This is a genomic window from Nocardioides soli, from assembly GCF_014191495.1.
In the GTDB taxonomy this organism is placed as follows: domain Bacteria; phylum Actinomycetota; class Actinomycetes; order Propionibacteriales; family Nocardioidaceae; genus Nocardioides; species Nocardioides soli.
In genome coordinates, this window is the sequence record NZ_JACHWR010000002.1 from 1,191,983 (window position 1) to 1,207,818 (window position 15,836).

The window sequence follows — 15,836 nt, forward strand, 5'->3', positions numbered from 1 at the left end:
TGCTTTTACGATCGGAGATCCAGTGAGTGCTTTACCGCTCAACAGACCGACCCCTGCTACGCCGGCTGCGTTGCTAGTACCGCGTCAGGCAACCTTCGCCCTCTTGATGGTGGCGGCGCGTTTGACCACTTTGCGTAGCCGTGGGTCGGTGGCGTGGGTGTTTCGCCAGATGATGTAGCGGCGGATCATGCTGGCCTGCGCGCGGTGGCTGGGGTGGTCGGTGCCGTCGAGGGCGAAGTAGCGCAGGGCGGTGAACTGGGCCTCGATCCGATTCAGCCAGGAGCCGTAAAACGGAACGTAGGCGAGCTCGACGTTGTTCGCGTCGGCCCAGTCCCCGACCCGAGAGTCGGTCTTGGTGGACAGGTGCGGGCTGTAGTTGTCCAGCACGATCGCGATCCGCACCTCGGGCGGGTGCAGGGAGCGCAGGTAGCGGCAGAACGCGAGGAATTCGGTGCGTCCTTTGCGGGCCACGACGTGACCGTAGAGCCGGTCGGTGGACAGGTCGTAGCCGGCCATTAGGTGGCGGACCCCGTGTGGGCGCTTGTAGGTGGCTCGCCGTCGCCGGCGACGCGGCCGGGCGTGATCGCCCGGGCCATCCGCGACCCGCGCCCACTGCCGACCCGGGTGGGGCTGCAGGTTCAGCGGTCCGAACTCGTCCATGCAGATCACCACGTCCGGGTCGCCTTCACCGGCAGGCCTCTTGCCGTCGGCGATCGCGTACAGCTCCAGCACCCGGTTCTTCTTGGCCTCGTAGTCCGGGTCAGTGCTGGTCTTCCAGGTCTTGACCGCCTGGAAAGGAGACGCCCTCATCACGCAGCAGCATCCGCAGCCCCTCGTGAGAGATGTCCTCGACCACCCCCTGCGCCACCAGGTAGTCGGCCAGCTTGGACAGGCTCCAGGTTGAGAACGGCAGCCCGTGATCGCCAGGCCGAGCCAGCGCGATCTGCTTGATCTGCTCGCGTTGGGCGGTGTCGAACTTCGGTGGCCGCCCGCCGGCGTACTTCGGCCCGAGTGAGTCGAACCCGTCGGCGTTGAAGTTGTGAATCACATCGCGCACCCGATCGGGACTGGTGAACGTCACCTCCGCGATCTGCGCGGTGTCCATGCCCTGAGCGGACAGCAGCACCATCTGCGCCCGCCGCCACGTCACAACCGACCCCGAACCGCGGCGCACGATCCGCAACAGCCGGTTGCCCTCGTCGTTGGTGATTTCCCGGACCCGAACTCTCTCGGCCATCGGTACTCCTGGGGGAAGACAGGACCCAACGGTTCGAGCCTGCGGCACTCACAGCCCCGATCAGCGGACCCCGCCCGGCGCGTCACCGGAAGGGCGAAGGTTCAAGGCCGCGGTACTAGACAGAACGTTGCGCAAGCCGCACACTGACGGAGTGCGGTACGCAGAGCGGGATGGCGCCGCCTCATCGGTTCTGGGTCGCTCCTTCGCGCTGCTCTCCTGCTTCGAGGGGCATGAGGGCGAAATACGACTGAGCGAACTTTCACGCCGCACCGGCATGCCGAAGGCGACAGCGCATCGGCTGCTCCAGTCGCTGATTCAGTTCGGAGCCGTAGAACGCGAAGGAAACGGATACCGGATCGGCATCCGACTCTATGAGCTCGGCCAACTTTCCCAACAGGCACAGACGCTACGCGCGACAGCCCTGCCCATGTTGACTCGGTTGCACAGCGCGACTCACGCGACCGTGCATTTGGCCGTGCTCGAGCAGACGGAAGTCGTGTACCTGGACAAGCTAATTGGTCCCATGGGTCCACGCATACCATCGCGCCTCGGAGGACGGATGCCGGCTTATTGCACGGCATTGGGGAAGGTGATGCTCGCCCATTCAGGGCCGGAGACTGTTCAAGCCGTCATTGACGGCGGAATGCAGCGACGGGCACCCCGCACTATCGTGCTGCCTTCGTCGCTAGTCCGCGAGTTTCCCGCAGTGCGCAAGACAGGAATTGCGTATGAATGGGAAGAGTCGGCAGTCGGCGTCGTGTGCGCTGCGGCCGCAGTTCTTGACTCAGCTGGTAAGCCACTCGCGGCCATCTCAGTTTCAGGGCTGGGGAACCAAATTGATCCGCATCACATAGGACCCACGGTCCGGTCCGCGGCGCTTTCACTCGCACGTTCACTTGCCGTCGAGGCCCCCACTGCCGGGATCAGCAACAGTTCGAATTGAGGTCGGCACTGGCTCACGTGAACTGACGAAGGTCAGAGCCAGTTCGCACAGCAAGCTGGTGCGTTGGCCGACTCGGCATTGCGCATGCGATGAAGCCCCATCTCATTTGACGCTACAACCGCTGCACGATCAATCTAGGGACGCGTCATGCATTTGACTCCCGAGGATACCGAGAAGCGGCTGCTCGCGGTGGTGGGGATGGTCGCGCGCGACGGCTTGAGCGCGGGGTGCGGCTCAATCACCCGGAGACTGTCGCGGTGCTGAGTTGCTGGGTGATCGAGCAGGCTCGGGATGGTCTTGGTCTGGGGAAACTGATGGAGACCGGCAGGCACGTGCTGACAGCTGCCCAGGTGCTGCTGGACGTGACGCTGCTGTTGCGCGACATCCAGGTAGAGGCAACGTTCGCGGACGGCCGAAAGCTGGTCACGATCCACGACCCCATCGCACACCAGCCGCACGAGGGGTCGGGTGCCTTGCGACTGTGGACGGGGTGCTCGAGATCAATGCTGACCGGTCGCCCGACGAGCGTGGGACTCTCGTAATCGTGAACACAGGTGACCGGCCTGTGCAGATCGGGTCGCACCTCCACCTTCCCGACGCCAACGTGGCTCTCGAGTTCGACCAAGGAGCGGCTGATGGATTCCGGTTCGACATCCCTCCCGGCACCTCCCGTCGATTCGATCCCGGCGCTTCGCGCGACATGCCGATCGTGGCGCTGCGCGGACGTCGTGTCGTCCCCGGAATCCAGGTCAAGGCGCGAGTCCATGGCTGAGCTGACCCGACCCGGCGCGAGCAGGCCCTATACGGGCCTACGGTGGGCGATCAGATTCGGCTCGGCGACGCGGACCTATGGATCCAGGTCGAGAGGGACCTCACTTTCGGCGGCGAAGAGGCGTTGTTCGGCGGCGACAAGTCCATCCGCGAGCCGATGGCCCAATCGACCGTGCCTCGCAGCGCTGGCGCGCCCGACACCGTGATCACCAACACCGGCAACAACCTGGTCGTGCGGTCCTCGAGCGGGAACGCAGCGCGTCGGCAACCACAGATCGCACGGCGCGGCATCACCAGGCTGCCAGACCAGCCGGTCGGCCTGATCGACCGATCGACGCTCAGGCCACAGCCGATTCACGTTTTCAGAGAACACCGGATCGACCCCGTCCAACCGACCGGCTCGGCCAGCACCGTCGCGGGCATGTCCGGCGTCTGCTCCAACAACGCCCTGCACCCGGCGCTCGACCACCGTGAACAATGTCGGCCCAGGCTTGCGCTCATCCGCGGGCGGCGCATCGGAGTTCACCGCCTTGATCACCGTGCCCCGCGAAACCTCAATCGCGCCGCGATCCGCGCCTTCTGCACCCCCTCAGCAGCCAGCATCCTGATCAGCGCCAAGTCCTCCAAGGTGCTCACTCTCCAATCGTTGAGTATCACTTTTCACCGCCGGAAGTGTTCCCCTTCGAGTGCCGCCGCCAGCTGGTCTGCTGAATGGAACTATTGTATTGCGACCCGCGCTGGATGCGGTCACAGTTGCCATCCACCTAAGGCTGTTGGGAAGGTTTCTCATGGGAACGACGAGCATCGAAGGTAACACCGAACTTCGACGTGAATTCACGTTGTGGTCGTCCTTCGCGATCTCCTTCGCTTTCGTCTCACCTATCGTGGCGCTCTACTCCATTTTTGGTCTAGCAATTTCTACGGCGGGTCCCTCCTTCTGGTGGGGCTTCATTATCGTCTTCGCGGGCCAGTTCCTGGTCGCACTTGTGTTCGCAATGCTCGTGTCAAGGTGGCCATACGAGGGGTCGATCTATCAATGGTCTGGGAAGCTACTGGGACCAAGATATGGCTGGTTTGCAGGTTGGACATATCAATGGACCCTGATCATCGGCATGTCCACTCTCTCTCTAGCGACGGCGGGCTTCATTGCGAACGTTGTGGGGATTGCTCATCCATCGGGGGCGACAAGGGCTTGGATCGCGCTCGCGATCCTAGTTGCCGGAACGGCATTGAACATGGCCGGCCGTCGAGTCCTCCGCGTCTTCGTGTCCGCGAGTATTATCGCGGAGGTTATCGGATCAATAGGTCTTGCAATCTGGTTGCTCGCGTTTCACCGTGAGCAACCGTTGAGTGTGCTAACGGAAGGGAGCCCGTCAGGATCGGGGGACTATCTAGCCATATCTGGTCCTTTCGTTGTCGCTTTGGTATTCATAGGATTCTCCTTCGTCGGGTTCGAGAGTGCTAGCGCGATTGCAGAGGAAGTACATGAGCCTCGGAAGTCGTTGCCGAAAGCGATGCTTCGATCCCTGGTCCTGGTTGCGATTGTCGTAATGCTCTCCAGCCTGGCCATCATCCTCGCAATTCCAGACCTGCGCCCTATAACAGCCGGTGAAGTTGCCGATCCCGTCTACTACACGCTCACGGGTCAACTCGGCGCTGGAATCGCGAGGCCCTTGGAGATCCTATTTGTAATAGGGTTCATGGCGAGTTTCCTTGCTGTCCAAACGTCAGCATCGCGAATCATTTGGTCATTCGCGCGCAACGGTGCCTTACCTGGGTCTAAGTTTTTGGTGCGTTTGAGCCCTGGCCGGCGTCAACCAGTCAACGCACTATTGCTCACGACCGCAATCGGTGCGGCACTTCTGCTGCTTAGCAACGTCGCATCCGACATTTACGCCCTCATGCTGAACCTGACTGCTGGCAGTTTCTTTCTCGCATTCTTGTTTCCCTTGATCGGGGCTTTGGTGATCCAGGCCCGTGGCCAATTGCTTGGGGGGGTCTTTAGTCTCGGCCGTGCTACTTTTCCGATCACCGTTGCGGCGGTCCTGTGGACTATTTTGGAGCTTGTGAATATCGCTTGGCCCCGTAAAATCTATCCTGAGTGGTACCTAAACTGGTCGATTCCCATTGGGATATTCTTTTTAGCCATGGCCGGCTTGGTTGTCTTCGTGCTCGTTCATCGACCCACGACCGGTAGTGCGCGAGAGGCTGAGGCGGAACAGGTTGAGTAGAATGCACGAATGCACGAATCGACTATTAGCCTAGAGGAAGAGCAAGTAATGGATCAAGACCGTGATCTCGTGGAACAATTCATTGTAGACAAATGCTCGGCTCGAGCATTTCCGCTCGACAAGGGGCAGATTCTGAGAGTGACCGCTCACGAGGGCAAACAGGTGGCGGATCTGAAGTTTATCCGTCGCGAGAATATGAAAGAGCAATTCTCGTCCTCCTGGTCTGTGCTGCTAAATACGCTAGAAGGTGTGGGGACCAATCACGCCATTACTAAGCTCTGGTCGAAGCCACCATACGAGAACGTTATGCTCACGGTGGTCCGTGACGATTCCGCTAGGCACTTCCTGAATGGAAGTTGTTCGCGCCGCTGGGCAGAGTTGAGCGGAGGAATGGAGGTTGTCGTTATGGGGGACAAGACCTGCTGGGACCTCTTCGATGACGCGTTGAGGCCTTTCGGGCTCGGCGCCGAGGACACCGACAGCCAAGGAACCTTCAATGTTTTCATGTCCGTTTCGCACGACGATTCCGGTGGGTTGATATTTGAGTCACCGCGGTGCCGACGTGGTGATGCAATAGAGTTCAGAGCCGAGATGGATGTTCTCGTTGCAGCCGTGTCCTGCCCTGATATAAATGAGATCAATGATTTCTCCCCAAAGGCTATGAAATACGAAATCCTCGGCCTGTCGAACGAGGATTGACACCCGGCAATCGTCCCATTTGTTGTTTTCGGACTCGTATTCCTGGGAGTTGAATTGGATCGCCCTGGTCGAGGCGCCGCTGACCTCGTGTCTGGGGGCTAGGTTGCGCGAGGCTACGCGGCCGGTTTCCGGACTAAGCCGGAAGCGGCAGACTGGCGTTTCGCGTCGCCTGCGACAGCTCTGCGACTCTCGAAGCGGGTTGAATCTGCGCAAATTGGGCGATTCACCCAAAGGTCGAAGCCTGGGCCCCGGCCAGGTTCGGCGTTGCGCCGTTGAGGTCGGCAGCGCGCCTGGTTGTGGCTGACGCTGCGATCTTTGAGATGGGGCGTTGAATCACGGAGGGGGTGGCCGAAGCGCCACGGCGGCGTGGGCGTTGGGGGTGGCTTCGTCGGCCAACACGTCCGACCGCGACAACGAGGTGGTCCGTTGGGGCTGCGATCCAGATACGCATGCGCATGGTCGCTGCGCTTGGCGCTGATCGGGCCGTCAACGGTGCGATGACGGGCGGCGCGCGTCTCCAAGGGTGGGCTGTACGAGCCTGAGAGCCATGAGCGGGGCAGGACCGGACGGCGTGCTCGGCGCGGGCTTCAGCGCCGACCGGGACCACCGGGTCACGCTCCCCGCCCAGGGATATGGGATAGCCCCACTCGGCTCGGAGCAGCTCTGGCACGAGCTCGCTGCAGGCCCCGTGGCCGTCGCACCGGGTCCGTGAACGGAGGGAAGTTGGAATGGCACTCTCGCGTCGCGAATGTTCCTTGATAGGTTGGGTGATGGCCTCTAGGTCCTAAGTTGGGAGAGGCGTCGTGGCTGAGCATCCAGTGGAACTGTCCACGGACCAATGTCTGGAGCGGCTCGGGTCTCACTCCGTCGGCCGAGTTATCTTCTGCGCCGACGACGGCCCCCAGATTTACCCCGTCAACTTCGCCGTCGACGACGGCACCATCGTGTTCCGCACTTCCGCGTACGGACCGTTGACCTCCCTTGTTCATCACAACGAGGTCGCGTTCGAAGTCGACGAGTTCGATCGCGAGCACCACCATGGTTGGAGCGTGATCGCGCATGGCCGGGCGCGCGCGCTCGAAGGCGACGAGGCGCACGAGCAGACGACATTGCGGATGCTGGAACCGTGGGCGGCGGGTTCTCGAACACTGCACATCCGCGTCACGCCTCGTCAACTCACTGGGCGTCAGTTCGGCGGCGACCGCTGAACTTCGGAGCACCCACGGTTCCTCTAACGCCGCGCGCGCCCGGCAGCACATCGACTTCGTCATCATGCGTCCCCGCGACAGCGATTTGACCCCCCACTGGACGAGCAGTCAGCACCCGCACAAATAGTTGAGCCATTCTCATTCTGGTCGCCGGACGATTGGTTCTTCGAGGTGCAACTGAGTGATCGCTCGAAGCGCATCTGGAAGACCGGCACGGTGGCGGAGTTCTTGCCACGGTTTGATCGCACGACACACATGAGCCTGCTCGTTCAGACTGGCCTCATCAGGTTGTCGAGGTCCTCGCGCAGCACTCGCAGTCCGCGCTTGCCGCAGGCGTAGGCCGGCAGCTCACCGCTAGCGATGCGCCGGCGGACGGTCTTGACGGACGTCGCGATGTATACCGCGGCCTCCTGGAGGGTCATCCAGTGCCTGTCGCCAGGAATCGGCTGGTCGGGGCGTCGCAAAGAAGAAGACATATCACCGGTCTCCTCTCAGGAAGCGCCGCAGCTCCGCGACGGTGACGTAGAGCCGGCCGTTGCCGTTGAACCGGTGCCAGGTCGGGCCTCGACCGCAACGGCGCCAGTCGCGCACGGTGCACTGCGGCGTACGGATGAAGGCGCAGAACTCCTCGAACAGGATGATGCCGTTGTCGTCCCACTCATCGGGGACGCGGATCGGAGCGATGGTCACGGCCCACCTCCTTTCGTGAATCGACCGCAGGGTTGCTGTCTGTTTGGAGAAGCAACCGCGATCGTGGAACTTCGGACACCTGTCGTCGGACTTCTCGATCACCTAGGTCACGCAGCGGTGCCAGCGATCGCGCGCACGCGAATCTTTCAGCGCCTCATGCCAGTCCCACGTTGGGCGCACTCACCGGATGCAATTCCTCCGGTCTCCGGACCCGCTCCATGAGGAAGCAGCCTGCGAACGCTGTCGACCGGCAAAGGACCCGCGGGCCGTGACGGTCGCTGTCATCCACGGCCAGGCACGCGGCTTGGTCGGGGCTGACGCCCCCGGCCAGGCCCGGTCGACAACGGCCCCAGATCGGTAGACGCCAGCTGTCCGAACCCGGGCGTGACCGGTTGCTTCTCCAGACGAACGTGCCCTCCAACCCGAGCAGGTGATCGTCGATGACCAACACTCTGAAGATCAGCTCGCACGACGAGCTAATCTCGTCTATCCCCCACACGCTGGGATTCACTCCACGGGGCATGGTCTGCCTCGCCTTCGGCGACGGTCCCACCGCGCGCCTCGACATTCCCGAGTCTCCCGAGGAGATGGGTGAGTTCCTCCAGGCGCTCACCGACGTCTACCTCCACCGCCACCACCCTCGCCGCGTCGCCCTCGTAGCGTACGGCGAGGACGGCCGCGCCTGCGTCCAGGCGCTGGCTGCCTTGGGCGAGGCTCTGATCAACAGCGAGGTCCGCGGCCCCGACGTCGGCCCGATGCTGTGGGTCAACGGCGAGGAGTGGACCGACCTTCTCGAAGGCACCCGCGGAACCGTCGACCCCAGCACCCGCGCCCGGATCGACGCGGAGTTCGCCCTGATGGGCCGGGTCATGCCCGTCGGCCGGCGCGAGGACCTCGCCGCCGCGATGCAGGGCGATCCAACCGCGGTTGCCGACCACCTGCCTGCCGCCGAGGCCCGCGCACTCGACATGGATGTGGCCACCACCCGGTCCGAAGTCGAGTGGCTGGGCGCACGGCTCGACCACTTCCGCCGCGATCGGGAGTACCTCTCCGACGACGACGCGGCCCGGGTCCTGGCAGTGCTCCACGACAGCGGCGCCCGGGACGCGGCGGTGTTCAGCATGAGCCGGAAGGACGCGCCCGTCTTCTCGGAGTTCTGGCAGGACCTCGTGCGACGGGCGCCGAGTGAGGTGCGTGACAGCCCGGCGACGATGCTGGCGCTGAGCTCGTTCCTGGAGGGCAAGGGAGCCCAGGCATGGACCGCCCTCGACCAGCTCTCGGAGAGCGACCCGTTGGCGGACCTGGTGGCCGCTGCCCTCGATCAGGCCGTGGACCCGCGTGAGTGGGACCGTGCGGTGCCCGCGGCGGCGGGTGCTCTGATGCAGCAGGCGGCATTGAGCGACACGTTCGCGCAGGAGCGCCGTGCCCACGACCGGGACGCCCGAAACGCCCCCGGCGTCAACGGTGCCGGCCCGGAGTCGTCGGCCCCGGGCCGCTGAGATGGACGGAGGCAGACCCGTGCAGAACACTCGCTCGCGACTGGAGAAGCGCCTCGCGAAGCTCCTCGCCGCCACTCTCCCGCTCGCTGCTCGGCACACGGCGGGACGCACCAAGGTCGACTTGGTCTACCTCGCCGAGGAGACCAAGACCGCTTGAACAGCGGCCTGTGTGAGTAGGCCAACGCCGCGGTTGTCAAGGTTACGGCCGGCGACCTGTGGATAGATATTCGCTATCCACAGGCCGTCGGCGGTGCGGTTGCGCTGTCGTTGGTTCGGCACACACTCAGAGTGGAAGTGTCGGCACGATCGGGTCGTGCCGGCTGGGCGCGGATTCGTGAGGGTCCCGCCGCCCACGAGGGGACGTGAGGAACATGCGGACGTCGACCAAGCTGATCCGCCTCTGCGCCGTCGTGCCGGCCGGTCTCGCCGGCAGTTTCGTCGCGGTCATCGGCCTGGGCTTTCTGCCGGGCGCGGGCCTGGTGTTCGCGTTCCTGGGCACGCTGGTGATCTCGGTCGTGTTGGCGTGCGGGTGGTGGGAGGCTCCAGCTGCCCGGGTCTTCGGGTTCGCCCGCGGCCTTCGGCCCGGGCAGCGCGCCGTGCTCGAGCCGACGCTGGCCCTGGTCGAGAGGCTGGAGCTCGCTCCCGGGCGGGTGCTGGTGCGGCTGACCGACACTGACGGGCTTCCTGCTGCTCCGATCGGCCGGGACACGGTGATCGTGGAGCAGTGGCTGGTGCAGGGCGTGTACGAGCGCCGGCTGACGGCCGCGGATGCTGCGACGGCGATCGGGCACGCGGTAGCGAGCCAGCGGGTCGGGCCGTCCCGGTTCGATCTGGCGGCGCGGCTGTGGGCGTTCCCCTGGACGCTGGTGTTCGTCGTCATCCGTCAGGTCGCGCGCATCTTCTCGTGGGTGCCGGCGGGCGGGTTCGCGTGGCACTTGCGGATCGTGATCGGTGTCGTCGCGGTCTTCCAGGGCTTCCAGCCGGGCGGAAATCCCACGCTCGGTGGCGCGACCGGTGTGCTGGTCGCGATCAGCTACGTCGCACCAGCGGCCGACCGGACCTGGCGCGCCGTGGTGGAGCGCGCCGCCGACCGCATCGTGGCCCGGCGTGGCCTCACTGATCCCCTGATCCACTTCGTGCAGTGGCGCCAAGGCGCCGACTCGATGGAGCGGGTCCACCGCATCCGAGCGGCTGCGGCCGATCGCCGCGCATGGACGCCGACCGCCGAGGTACCGGCGCCCGAGGAAGAGGCCGGTGGGCGGGTGTTGACCCACCCCACGGCCCTCAGGTGAGCCGGCAGGCCCCGTCGTGGATGACCTGCACCTGGAAGCCGACCGGATCTTCGGCCCCTGCAATGATCCGACCTGCCCAGGCTCCAGGTCTACGGCCGAACACGACACTCGCCTCGACTTGGACTGGACCGGACGAGTTCACCTTCGACTCGTCACGGACGCCGAGGATCGCACCTCGGGAGCCGACGACGCGTAGAGGCCTGCTGGCCTACGGCTGTTCCCGGACCCCCGGGGCGGCATGGCGTCGATGACCACCATGACGCTGCTCAGTAGTGCTCGTTGCTGGGCAGGGTAAGCCGATGGTCGACCGCCGGCGGGAGGGCCGGCATGTCCTCGGTGATGACCCACGTCCAGACGTCGATGCCGGTGGCGATCTCCGCGACCGCTTCGCGGTTGTCGTCCCTGGTGAGCAGGAACGCGGCAGTGGGTGTCTCAGTGTCCGTGAGAACCAGGGAGGCCATGGGCACATCGGGGGCGAGGTTGTACCGCAGCGACTTGGTGAACCGGCGGCGTGCATCGAGCGCGGTGTCGAGCAGCAGCTTGTCGAACAGCGACTCATACGGCAGCCAGTTGCGGTCGGTCATGACCAGCGAGATCTCCTCCGCGGTGGCGAGGCCGGCCCGGCTGACGGAGAAGGTCGCGATGACGATCAGGTGGCCCTCGTCGTCGGTCTGCCACAGCTCCATCTCGTCACCGAACCGCTTGTTGAGGCGGGCCAGGAGCGTGTCGTCGACCGTGAGCGGCGCGTCGGGCAGGTGCTTGATGACCAGCTTGTGCCCGAACCGGGCTGGGTCGATGGCCTTGAGCTCACCGATGAGCATCATGAACTGCTGGGCCGAGCCGTGCTGCTGCATCGGCGCCCAGGCCGAGAGCCGCCGGGCGGCGATCTCAGTCTTCTTCTCGACGTTGAAAGGCTCGGGGATGTACAACCTGGTGGCGAGCGGCTTGCCCTTGGTGAACTTTCCGCGGGCGGCCTGGCGCAGGTACCACGACACGACCCGCCAGTTGCGCTTGCCGCCCATGCCGGGCGACCAGGTCGCGAGGTCGGCTTCTTGCCACAGGTAGTGCAGGACCGCGCGGAGGGTCAGCCGGTTCGGGTCCGCGGCCACGGAGTCGGACACTCCCCCGCCGCCTGCACCGGTCGGGGCTGCTCGCTCGGCCTTGGACATGCGGAACCCGAGCTCGATGGCGGTCAGGCCGCAGTCGGCTTCCTCGGTGATCGCGCTGCCGAGGACCTGCCCGAGCCCGGAGAGCTCGTCGGGCGGCAGGTAGGAGGCGCAGCGGTGCGCGTGCTCGAGACCGGAGTCGGGCATCCGCTTGATGACGTATTTCTCGGGTCCGACCTTGGCGACGTACATGGCGACCCCGTCGTTGCGGCACATGCACAGGGGCCGGACCCGCTCGGTGTGCGCGGCCGCGAGGAGCTGCTGCGCATCGGGATTGTTGGTTTGGGTGATCCGGTGTCCGTAGAGCTCGAGTTGAGTCCCCGATGATGGTGTAACGCGGTTGCCGGCCTCGTCGTAGTAGACGTGGAGCGGCCACCGCGTGATCTTCGAGTGAACCCTTCACAGCACTCTCGAACGGAGCATCACGGTGACCGCACCTCACATTGTCGACCCTGCCGGCCTGCTTGGCGAGGCCCTGGCGGAAGCCTCCCCGGACCTCATGCGCAACCTGCTGCAGACGGTGATCAACGCGCTGCTGTCCGCCGACGCCGACGCGGTGGTCGGTGCCGAGTGGGGCCAACGCAGCCCGGACCGGACCGCGCAGCGCAACGGCTACCGGCACCGCGACCTGGACACCCGGGTCGGCACGATCGACGTCGCGATCCCCAAGCTGCGCACCGGGACGTACTTCCCCGAGTGGCTGCTCGAGCGGCGCAAGCGGGCCGAGTCGGCGCTGATCACGGTGGTGGCGGACTGTTATCTGGCCGGGGTGAGCACCCGCCGGATGGACAAGCTCGTCAAGCAGCTGGGCATCAACAGCCTGTCGAAGTCGCAGGTGTCCCGGATGGCCGCCGACCTGGACGAGCAGGTCGAGGCCTTCCGCCACCGGCCCCTCGACGAGGCCGGACCCTTCACGTTCGTCGCCGCCGACGCCCTGACCATGAAGGTGCGCGAGGGCGGGCGGGTCATCAACGCCGTGGTCCTGATCGCGACCGGTGTCAACGGTGACGGGCACCGCGAGGTCCTGGGCATGCGGGTGGCCACGGCCGAGACCGGGGCGGCGTGGAACGAGTTCTTCGCCGACCTCGTGGCCCGCGGCCTGGCTGGGGTCCGGCTCGTGACCTCAGACGCGCACGCCGGCCTCGTCGAGGCCATCGCGGCCAACCTTCCCGGCGCCACCTGGCAGCGCTGCCGCACCCACTACGCCGCCAACCTCATGAGCGTGACCCCGAAGTCGATGTGGCCGGCGGTCAAGGCGATGCTGCACTCGGTCTACGACCAGCCCGACGCCGCCGCGGTGCACGCCCAGTTCGACCGGCTGCTGGACTACGTGGCCGCCAAGCTGCCGGCGGTGGCCGAGCACCTCGACGCCGCCCGCGCCGACATCCTGGCCTTCACCGCCTTCCCCAAGGACGTCTGGACCCAGATCTGGTCCAACAACCCCTCCGAGCGGCTGAACAAGGAGATCCGGCGCCGCACCGACGCCGTGGGCATCTTCCCCAACCGGCAGGCCATCGTTCGCCTCGTCGGGGCCGTGCTGGCCGAACAGACCGACGAATGGGCCGAAGGCCGCCGCTACCTCGGCCTCGAAGTCCTCGCCCGCTGCCGACTCGCTCCAGTGACCGACACGACGACGGAGGTGAGCACCGACCCCGTCCTCGAACTCAGCGCCTAACCCCTACGAAGGATCACAGGCGATACACCACTACCTGGGACTTGACCAGAGCTCGAAGGTCCGCCGGTCACTGGCATGCTCGCCGGTCGGGTCTGCCCGGCCCGGGGCTGGGCTCTGTGTAGTGGTCATGCCCGGAAAGGCAACGAGCCACTGCGCGGATCGGACGCCTCGCGCACGTCCGGTGGTTTGCGTTCCACAAAATTTCTCGCCGAGGTGTCCGATCCGCGACCCCGGTGGCTGCCTTTCGTGGTGAGGGCGGGGGTGAGCCCTGGGCTGGTGCTACGGCCGACGTCCTCCAAAGGGTTGGAGGTGCCAGGCGTGGCGCGACGGCGTGCGAGCGTTGACGACTCAGATCAGCTGGCGCTGTGGTCCGTTCAGGTGTACCGGTATTTCACCGAGTCGAGCTTCGACATCTACCTGGGGCAGACGGTGGAGCGGAAGGCGAATTTCATCCCGCGCAGCTGCTGTCCACCGGTTCAGGACTGCCGGGTGCACCGTGCTCGCCTGTTCTGTTCCACTGGGTAGCGGGGTCCCGCCTGCTACCGACCTCTCTCGAAAGGACACACGTGATGGCTGTTCCCACCACTGCTCGTTCTGGTGACGTGTACGACGCGGCCCCGGACTTCGCCTACGCGGTCTCGCTGCTCGCCGCGCTCGAGGACGCGACCGGACAGGACGAGCACTCCACGGTGCTGCCGTTCCTAGGTATGGCCCGCGCCGAACTCACCGACTTCGGCCAACGCCGACCCGCCGGCTACGTCCCCGTGCAGGTCGGCGACCTGCGGTCCGGGCTGGCCGACCTCGAGCAGCGCCTCACTGCCCTGCTTGAAACATCGCAGGTGCTTCAGCGCAGCCTCCGTCTCGACTCCGCGCGCAGGCTCCTGCGTCGCGGGGTCGCCGCGGTCTGCCCCTAACTGGAAAGCAATGAAACGACTAGTATGCATTGAATTGCCCTTGCCGAGCTGGTTTAGGAAGCAATGAAACGACTAGTAGGTGTTGAAACATGACGCGTGACCGCAGGGCGAATCCGTTCCGCCCCGGCTTCGGCAGCAGCCCTCCGAAGCTGGTGGAGAGTGACCACCACCTTGAGCTGTTCGGTGAGGCCCTGGACTCCGGCCCGGGCGCCTACGGGCGGATCCTGCTGCTGGTCGGGCAGCGCGGCACGGGGAAGACCGTGACGTTGAACGCGTTGGAGGACATCGCGGGCCCGAAGGGGTGGTTGGTGATCTCGGAGACCGCGACGAAGGGTCTCGTCGACCGGATCGCCAACGACAGGCTGCCGCGTTTGCTACGTGATCACGACCCTCGACCGACCACGTCTCACGTCACCAACCTCGACCTCCCGCTGTCGGCGGGCGGCGTTGGCCGCGAGGTCAGCAACAAGCACACCCCCGTGCCGACGCTGCGATCCCAGCTGGAGGATCTGACAGACATCTTGCGCGACACCGGCGGCGGAGTCCTGATCACGTTGGACGAGATCCACAAGGGGGTCTACGACGAGCTCGAGGCGGTGACGACGACCCTGCAGCACGCGGTGCGGGAGCGGCGCCAGGTCGCGTTCGCGGCAGCCGGTCTCCCGGGCAGCATGACCGCGCTGCTCCAGGTCGAGGATGAGAAGGACCCTTCCCCGTTGACCTTCTTGCGCCGCTCCGTGCGGGTCGACCTGGGCAGCTTGTCGGACGCTGATACCGCGCGTGCGTTTCGTGACCCGATTGACGCCACGTGGGCGATCTCCGACGACGCGCTGGCACTGGCGGTGGTTGAGTCGCACGGATACCCGTACATGGTCCAGTTGGTCGGCTACCACACGTGGCGTCACGCGGACGCCGGGGCTCCGAGGCTCGAGGTCGTCGACGTGCAGGCAGGACTCGACGAAGCCCTCCGCGATCTGCGACGGCAGGTCCTCGATGAGGCGATGAAACCGCTAAGCGCCAACGACCGGCGGTATCTGGCTGCGATGGCCCAAGACCATGATGAGGTCAGTTCGACCCGGAAGGTAGCGCAGCGGTTAGAGGTAGCGCCCGACTACGCCAACAAGTACCGCGAGCGCCTCATCGATCGCGCCTTGATCAGCGGCGAAACCCGCGGCGTCGTGGAATGGGCGATTCCCATGCTCGCCGACTATGTCCGCGACCTCACCAAGGATCCTGTGGCTGCCGAACATTGGATCCGGACGGGCCGCACCACGGACCTCTCCTCGCCCCCAGCACGCGCTGCCGACGACCTCGGCAACCTGGGAGCGAAGATCAACGAGCTCCGGGCGAGGCGCGGCCAAGCCCGCGACTGAAGAGGAGCACCGCTCGTCCGACGGGGCCGATCGTCCCGACACCACACGCCGGGATACCGGCGCTGAGCCGGGCCACGATTCGCACCCGATACACGCGCCGACGTGGGCCCCACCGACGCCGCACGAGGGCGTAGTCCA

At 65.3% G+C, this 15,836-nt stretch carries 19 protein-coding genes; 13 read left to right on the forward strand and 6 right to left on the reverse strand.

Going from position 1 to position 15,836, the window contains the following annotated elements:
• Positions 1-84: 84 nt before the first annotated feature.
• Together FHU40_RS27745 and FHU40_RS27750 are read right to left on the reverse strand one after the other, a co-directional pair.
• Positions 85-732: a transposase gene (locus FHU40_RS27745; RefSeq protein ID WP_221199864.1), complete on the reverse strand. Its 648-nt coding sequence runs from the start codon at positions 730-732 to the stop codon at positions 85-87.
• 28 nt (positions 733-760) lie between these two features.
• Positions 761-1,237, reverse strand: a complete 477-nt coding sequence (locus FHU40_RS27750) for a helix-turn-helix domain-containing protein (RefSeq protein ID WP_231915172.1) — start codon at positions 1,235-1,237, stop codon at positions 761-763.
• A 151-nt stretch (positions 1,238-1,388) separates the two neighbouring features.
• Here FHU40_RS27750 and FHU40_RS16035 point away from each other — a divergent pair, with 151 nt between their 5' ends.
• The 6 genes from FHU40_RS16035 to FHU40_RS16060 all read left to right on the forward strand — a co-directional run bounded on the left by FHU40_RS16035 (position 1,389) and on the right by FHU40_RS16060 (position 5,881).
• Entirely contained in the window at positions 1,389-2,180 is a 792-nt protein-coding gene (locus tag FHU40_RS16035) for an IclR family transcriptional regulator (RefSeq protein WP_064073826.1), read from the forward strand.
• Positions 2,181-2,437: 257 nt separating this feature from the next.
• On the forward strand, positions 2,438-2,722 hold the full coding sequence (locus FHU40_RS29020; RefSeq protein ID WP_343057934.1) for an urease subunit gamma: 285 nt from the start codon (positions 2,438-2,440) through the stop codon (positions 2,720-2,722).
• Positions 2,671-2,952, forward strand: a complete 282-nt coding sequence (locus FHU40_RS16045) for an urease subunit beta (RefSeq protein WP_343057889.1) — start codon at positions 2,671-2,673, stop codon at positions 2,950-2,952. The genes FHU40_RS29020 and FHU40_RS16045 overlap by 52 nt, the downstream gene beginning before the upstream one ends.
• 42 nt (positions 2,953-2,994) lie before the next feature.
• The gene (locus FHU40_RS16050) at positions 2,995-3,765 is read left to right on the forward strand and encodes a hypothetical protein (protein WP_082893120.1); all 771 of its coding nucleotides are present in this window, start codon (positions 2,995-2,997) and stop codon (positions 3,763-3,765) included.
• Positions 3,740-5,182: an amino acid permease gene (locus FHU40_RS16055; RefSeq protein WP_183593267.1), complete on the forward strand. Its 1,443-nt coding sequence runs from the start codon at positions 3,740-3,742 to the stop codon at positions 5,180-5,182. Before FHU40_RS16050 ends, FHU40_RS16055 begins: the two co-directional genes overlap by 26 nt.
• Positions 5,183-5,191: 9 nt before the next feature.
• Entirely contained in the window at positions 5,192-5,881 is a 690-nt protein-coding gene (locus FHU40_RS16060) for a DUF1989 domain-containing protein (RefSeq protein WP_064073815.1), read from the forward strand.
• A 223-nt stretch (positions 5,882-6,104) separates the two neighbouring features.
• On the opposite strand, the gene FHU40_RS16065 is transcribed toward FHU40_RS16060, so the two are convergent.
• Positions 6,105-6,551, reverse strand: a complete 447-nt coding sequence (locus tag FHU40_RS16065; protein ID WP_231915171.1) for a hypothetical protein — start codon at positions 6,549-6,551, stop codon at positions 6,105-6,107.
• Positions 6,552-6,684: 133 nt separating this feature from the next.
• Between FHU40_RS16065 and FHU40_RS16070 the strand changes: the two genes are divergently transcribed.
• Positions 6,685-7,089: a pyridoxamine 5'-phosphate oxidase family protein gene (locus tag FHU40_RS16070; RefSeq protein ID WP_082893122.1), complete on the forward strand. Its 405-nt coding sequence runs from the start codon at positions 6,685-6,687 to the stop codon at positions 7,087-7,089.
• Positions 7,090-7,358: 269 nt separating this feature from the next.
• Here the strand turns inward: FHU40_RS16070 and FHU40_RS16075 are convergent, their stop codons facing one another.
• Both FHU40_RS16075 and FHU40_RS16080 read right to left on the reverse strand, forming a co-directional pair.
• Entirely contained in the window at positions 7,359-7,511 is a 153-nt protein-coding gene (locus FHU40_RS16075; protein WP_152688416.1) for a helix-turn-helix domain-containing protein, read from the reverse strand.
• Between the two features lie 55 nt (positions 7,512-7,566).
• Positions 7,567-7,779, reverse strand: coding sequence for a PLC family EF-hand domain-containing protein (locus FHU40_RS16080; RefSeq protein WP_156525011.1), 213 nt, complete (start codon positions 7,777-7,779; stop codon positions 7,567-7,569).
• A 440-nt stretch (positions 7,780-8,219) separates the two neighbouring features.
• Between FHU40_RS16080 and FHU40_RS16085 the strand changes: the two genes are divergently transcribed.
• From FHU40_RS16085 to FHU40_RS16095, 3 genes are all read left to right on the forward strand, one after another.
• On the forward strand, positions 8,220-9,278 hold the full coding sequence (locus tag FHU40_RS16085) for a DUF4192 domain-containing protein (protein WP_064073818.1): 1,059 nt from the start codon (positions 8,220-8,222) through the stop codon (positions 9,276-9,278).
• 19 nt (positions 9,279-9,297) lie between these two features.
• Positions 9,298-9,435 carry a hypothetical protein gene (locus FHU40_RS16090; RefSeq protein ID WP_156525012.1) on the forward strand — a complete coding sequence of 46 codons (138 nt, stop codon included), beginning with the start codon at positions 9,298-9,300 and terminating at the stop codon, positions 9,433-9,435.
• A 214-nt stretch (positions 9,436-9,649) separates the two neighbouring features.
• Positions 9,650-10,570 (forward strand): hypothetical protein, encoded by a 921-nt coding sequence (locus tag FHU40_RS16095; RefSeq protein WP_064233827.1) that lies wholly within the window; start codon positions 9,650-9,652, stop codon positions 10,568-10,570.
• Between the two features lie 266 nt (positions 10,571-10,836).
• Here FHU40_RS16095 and FHU40_RS16100 read toward each other — a convergent pair whose 3' ends face one another.
• Complete coding sequence (locus FHU40_RS16100; protein WP_343057935.1) at positions 10,837-12,120, reverse strand: DUF1173 domain-containing protein; 1,284 nt, start codon at positions 12,118-12,120, stop codon at positions 10,837-10,839.
• A gap of 43 nt (positions 12,121-12,163) precedes the next feature.
• Between FHU40_RS16100 and FHU40_RS16105 the strand changes: the two genes are divergently transcribed.
• The 3 genes from FHU40_RS16105 to FHU40_RS16115 all read left to right on the forward strand — a co-directional run bounded on the left by FHU40_RS16105 (position 12,164) and on the right by FHU40_RS16115 (position 15,698).
• Positions 12,164-13,411 carry an IS256 family transposase gene (locus FHU40_RS16105; RefSeq protein ID WP_183591284.1) on the forward strand — a complete coding sequence of 416 codons (1,248 nt, stop codon included), beginning with the start codon at positions 12,164-12,166 and terminating at the stop codon, positions 13,409-13,411.
• A 569-nt stretch (positions 13,412-13,980) separates the two neighbouring features.
• Entirely contained in the window at positions 13,981-14,325 is a 345-nt protein-coding gene (locus FHU40_RS16110) for a hypothetical protein (RefSeq protein ID WP_064073822.1), read from the forward strand.
• Between the two features lie 89 nt (positions 14,326-14,414).
• A complete protein-coding gene (locus tag FHU40_RS16115; protein ID WP_064073823.1) occupies positions 14,415-15,698 on the forward strand; it encodes an ATP-binding protein in 1,284 nt (427 codons plus the stop codon).
• Positions 15,699-15,836: the final 138 nt, after the last annotated feature.

Bases quoted from the DNA above. Each gene is read 5' to 3' on its own strand.
- FHU40_RS27750 (WP_231915172.1), bottom strand. From the start codon at position 1,237: ATGGCCGAGAGAGTTCGGGTCCGGGAAATCACCAACGACGAGGGCAAC.
- FHU40_RS16055 (WP_183593267.1), top strand. From the start codon at position 3,740: ATGGGAACGACGAGCATCGAAGGTAACACCGAACTTCGACGTGAATTC.
- FHU40_RS16060 (WP_064073815.1), top strand. From the start codon at position 5,192: ATGCACGAATCGACTATTAGCCTAGAGGAAGAGCAAGTAATGGATCAA.
- FHU40_RS16075 (WP_152688416.1), bottom strand. From the start codon at position 7,511: ATGACCCTCCAGGAGGCCGCGGTATACATCGCGACGTCCGTCAAGACC.
- FHU40_RS16085 (WP_064073818.1), top strand. From the start codon at position 8,220: ATGACCAACACTCTGAAGATCAGCTCGCACGACGAGCTAATCTCGTCT.
- FHU40_RS16095 (WP_064233827.1), top strand. From the start codon at position 9,650: ATGCGGACGTCGACCAAGCTGATCCGCCTCTGCGCCGTCGTGCCGGCC.
- FHU40_RS16110 (WP_064073822.1), top strand. From the start codon at position 13,981: ATGGCTGTTCCCACCACTGCTCGTTCTGGTGACGTGTACGACGCGGCC.
- FHU40_RS16115 (WP_064073823.1), top strand. From the start codon at position 14,415: ATGACGCGTGACCGCAGGGCGAATCCGTTCCGCCCCGGCTTCGGCAGC.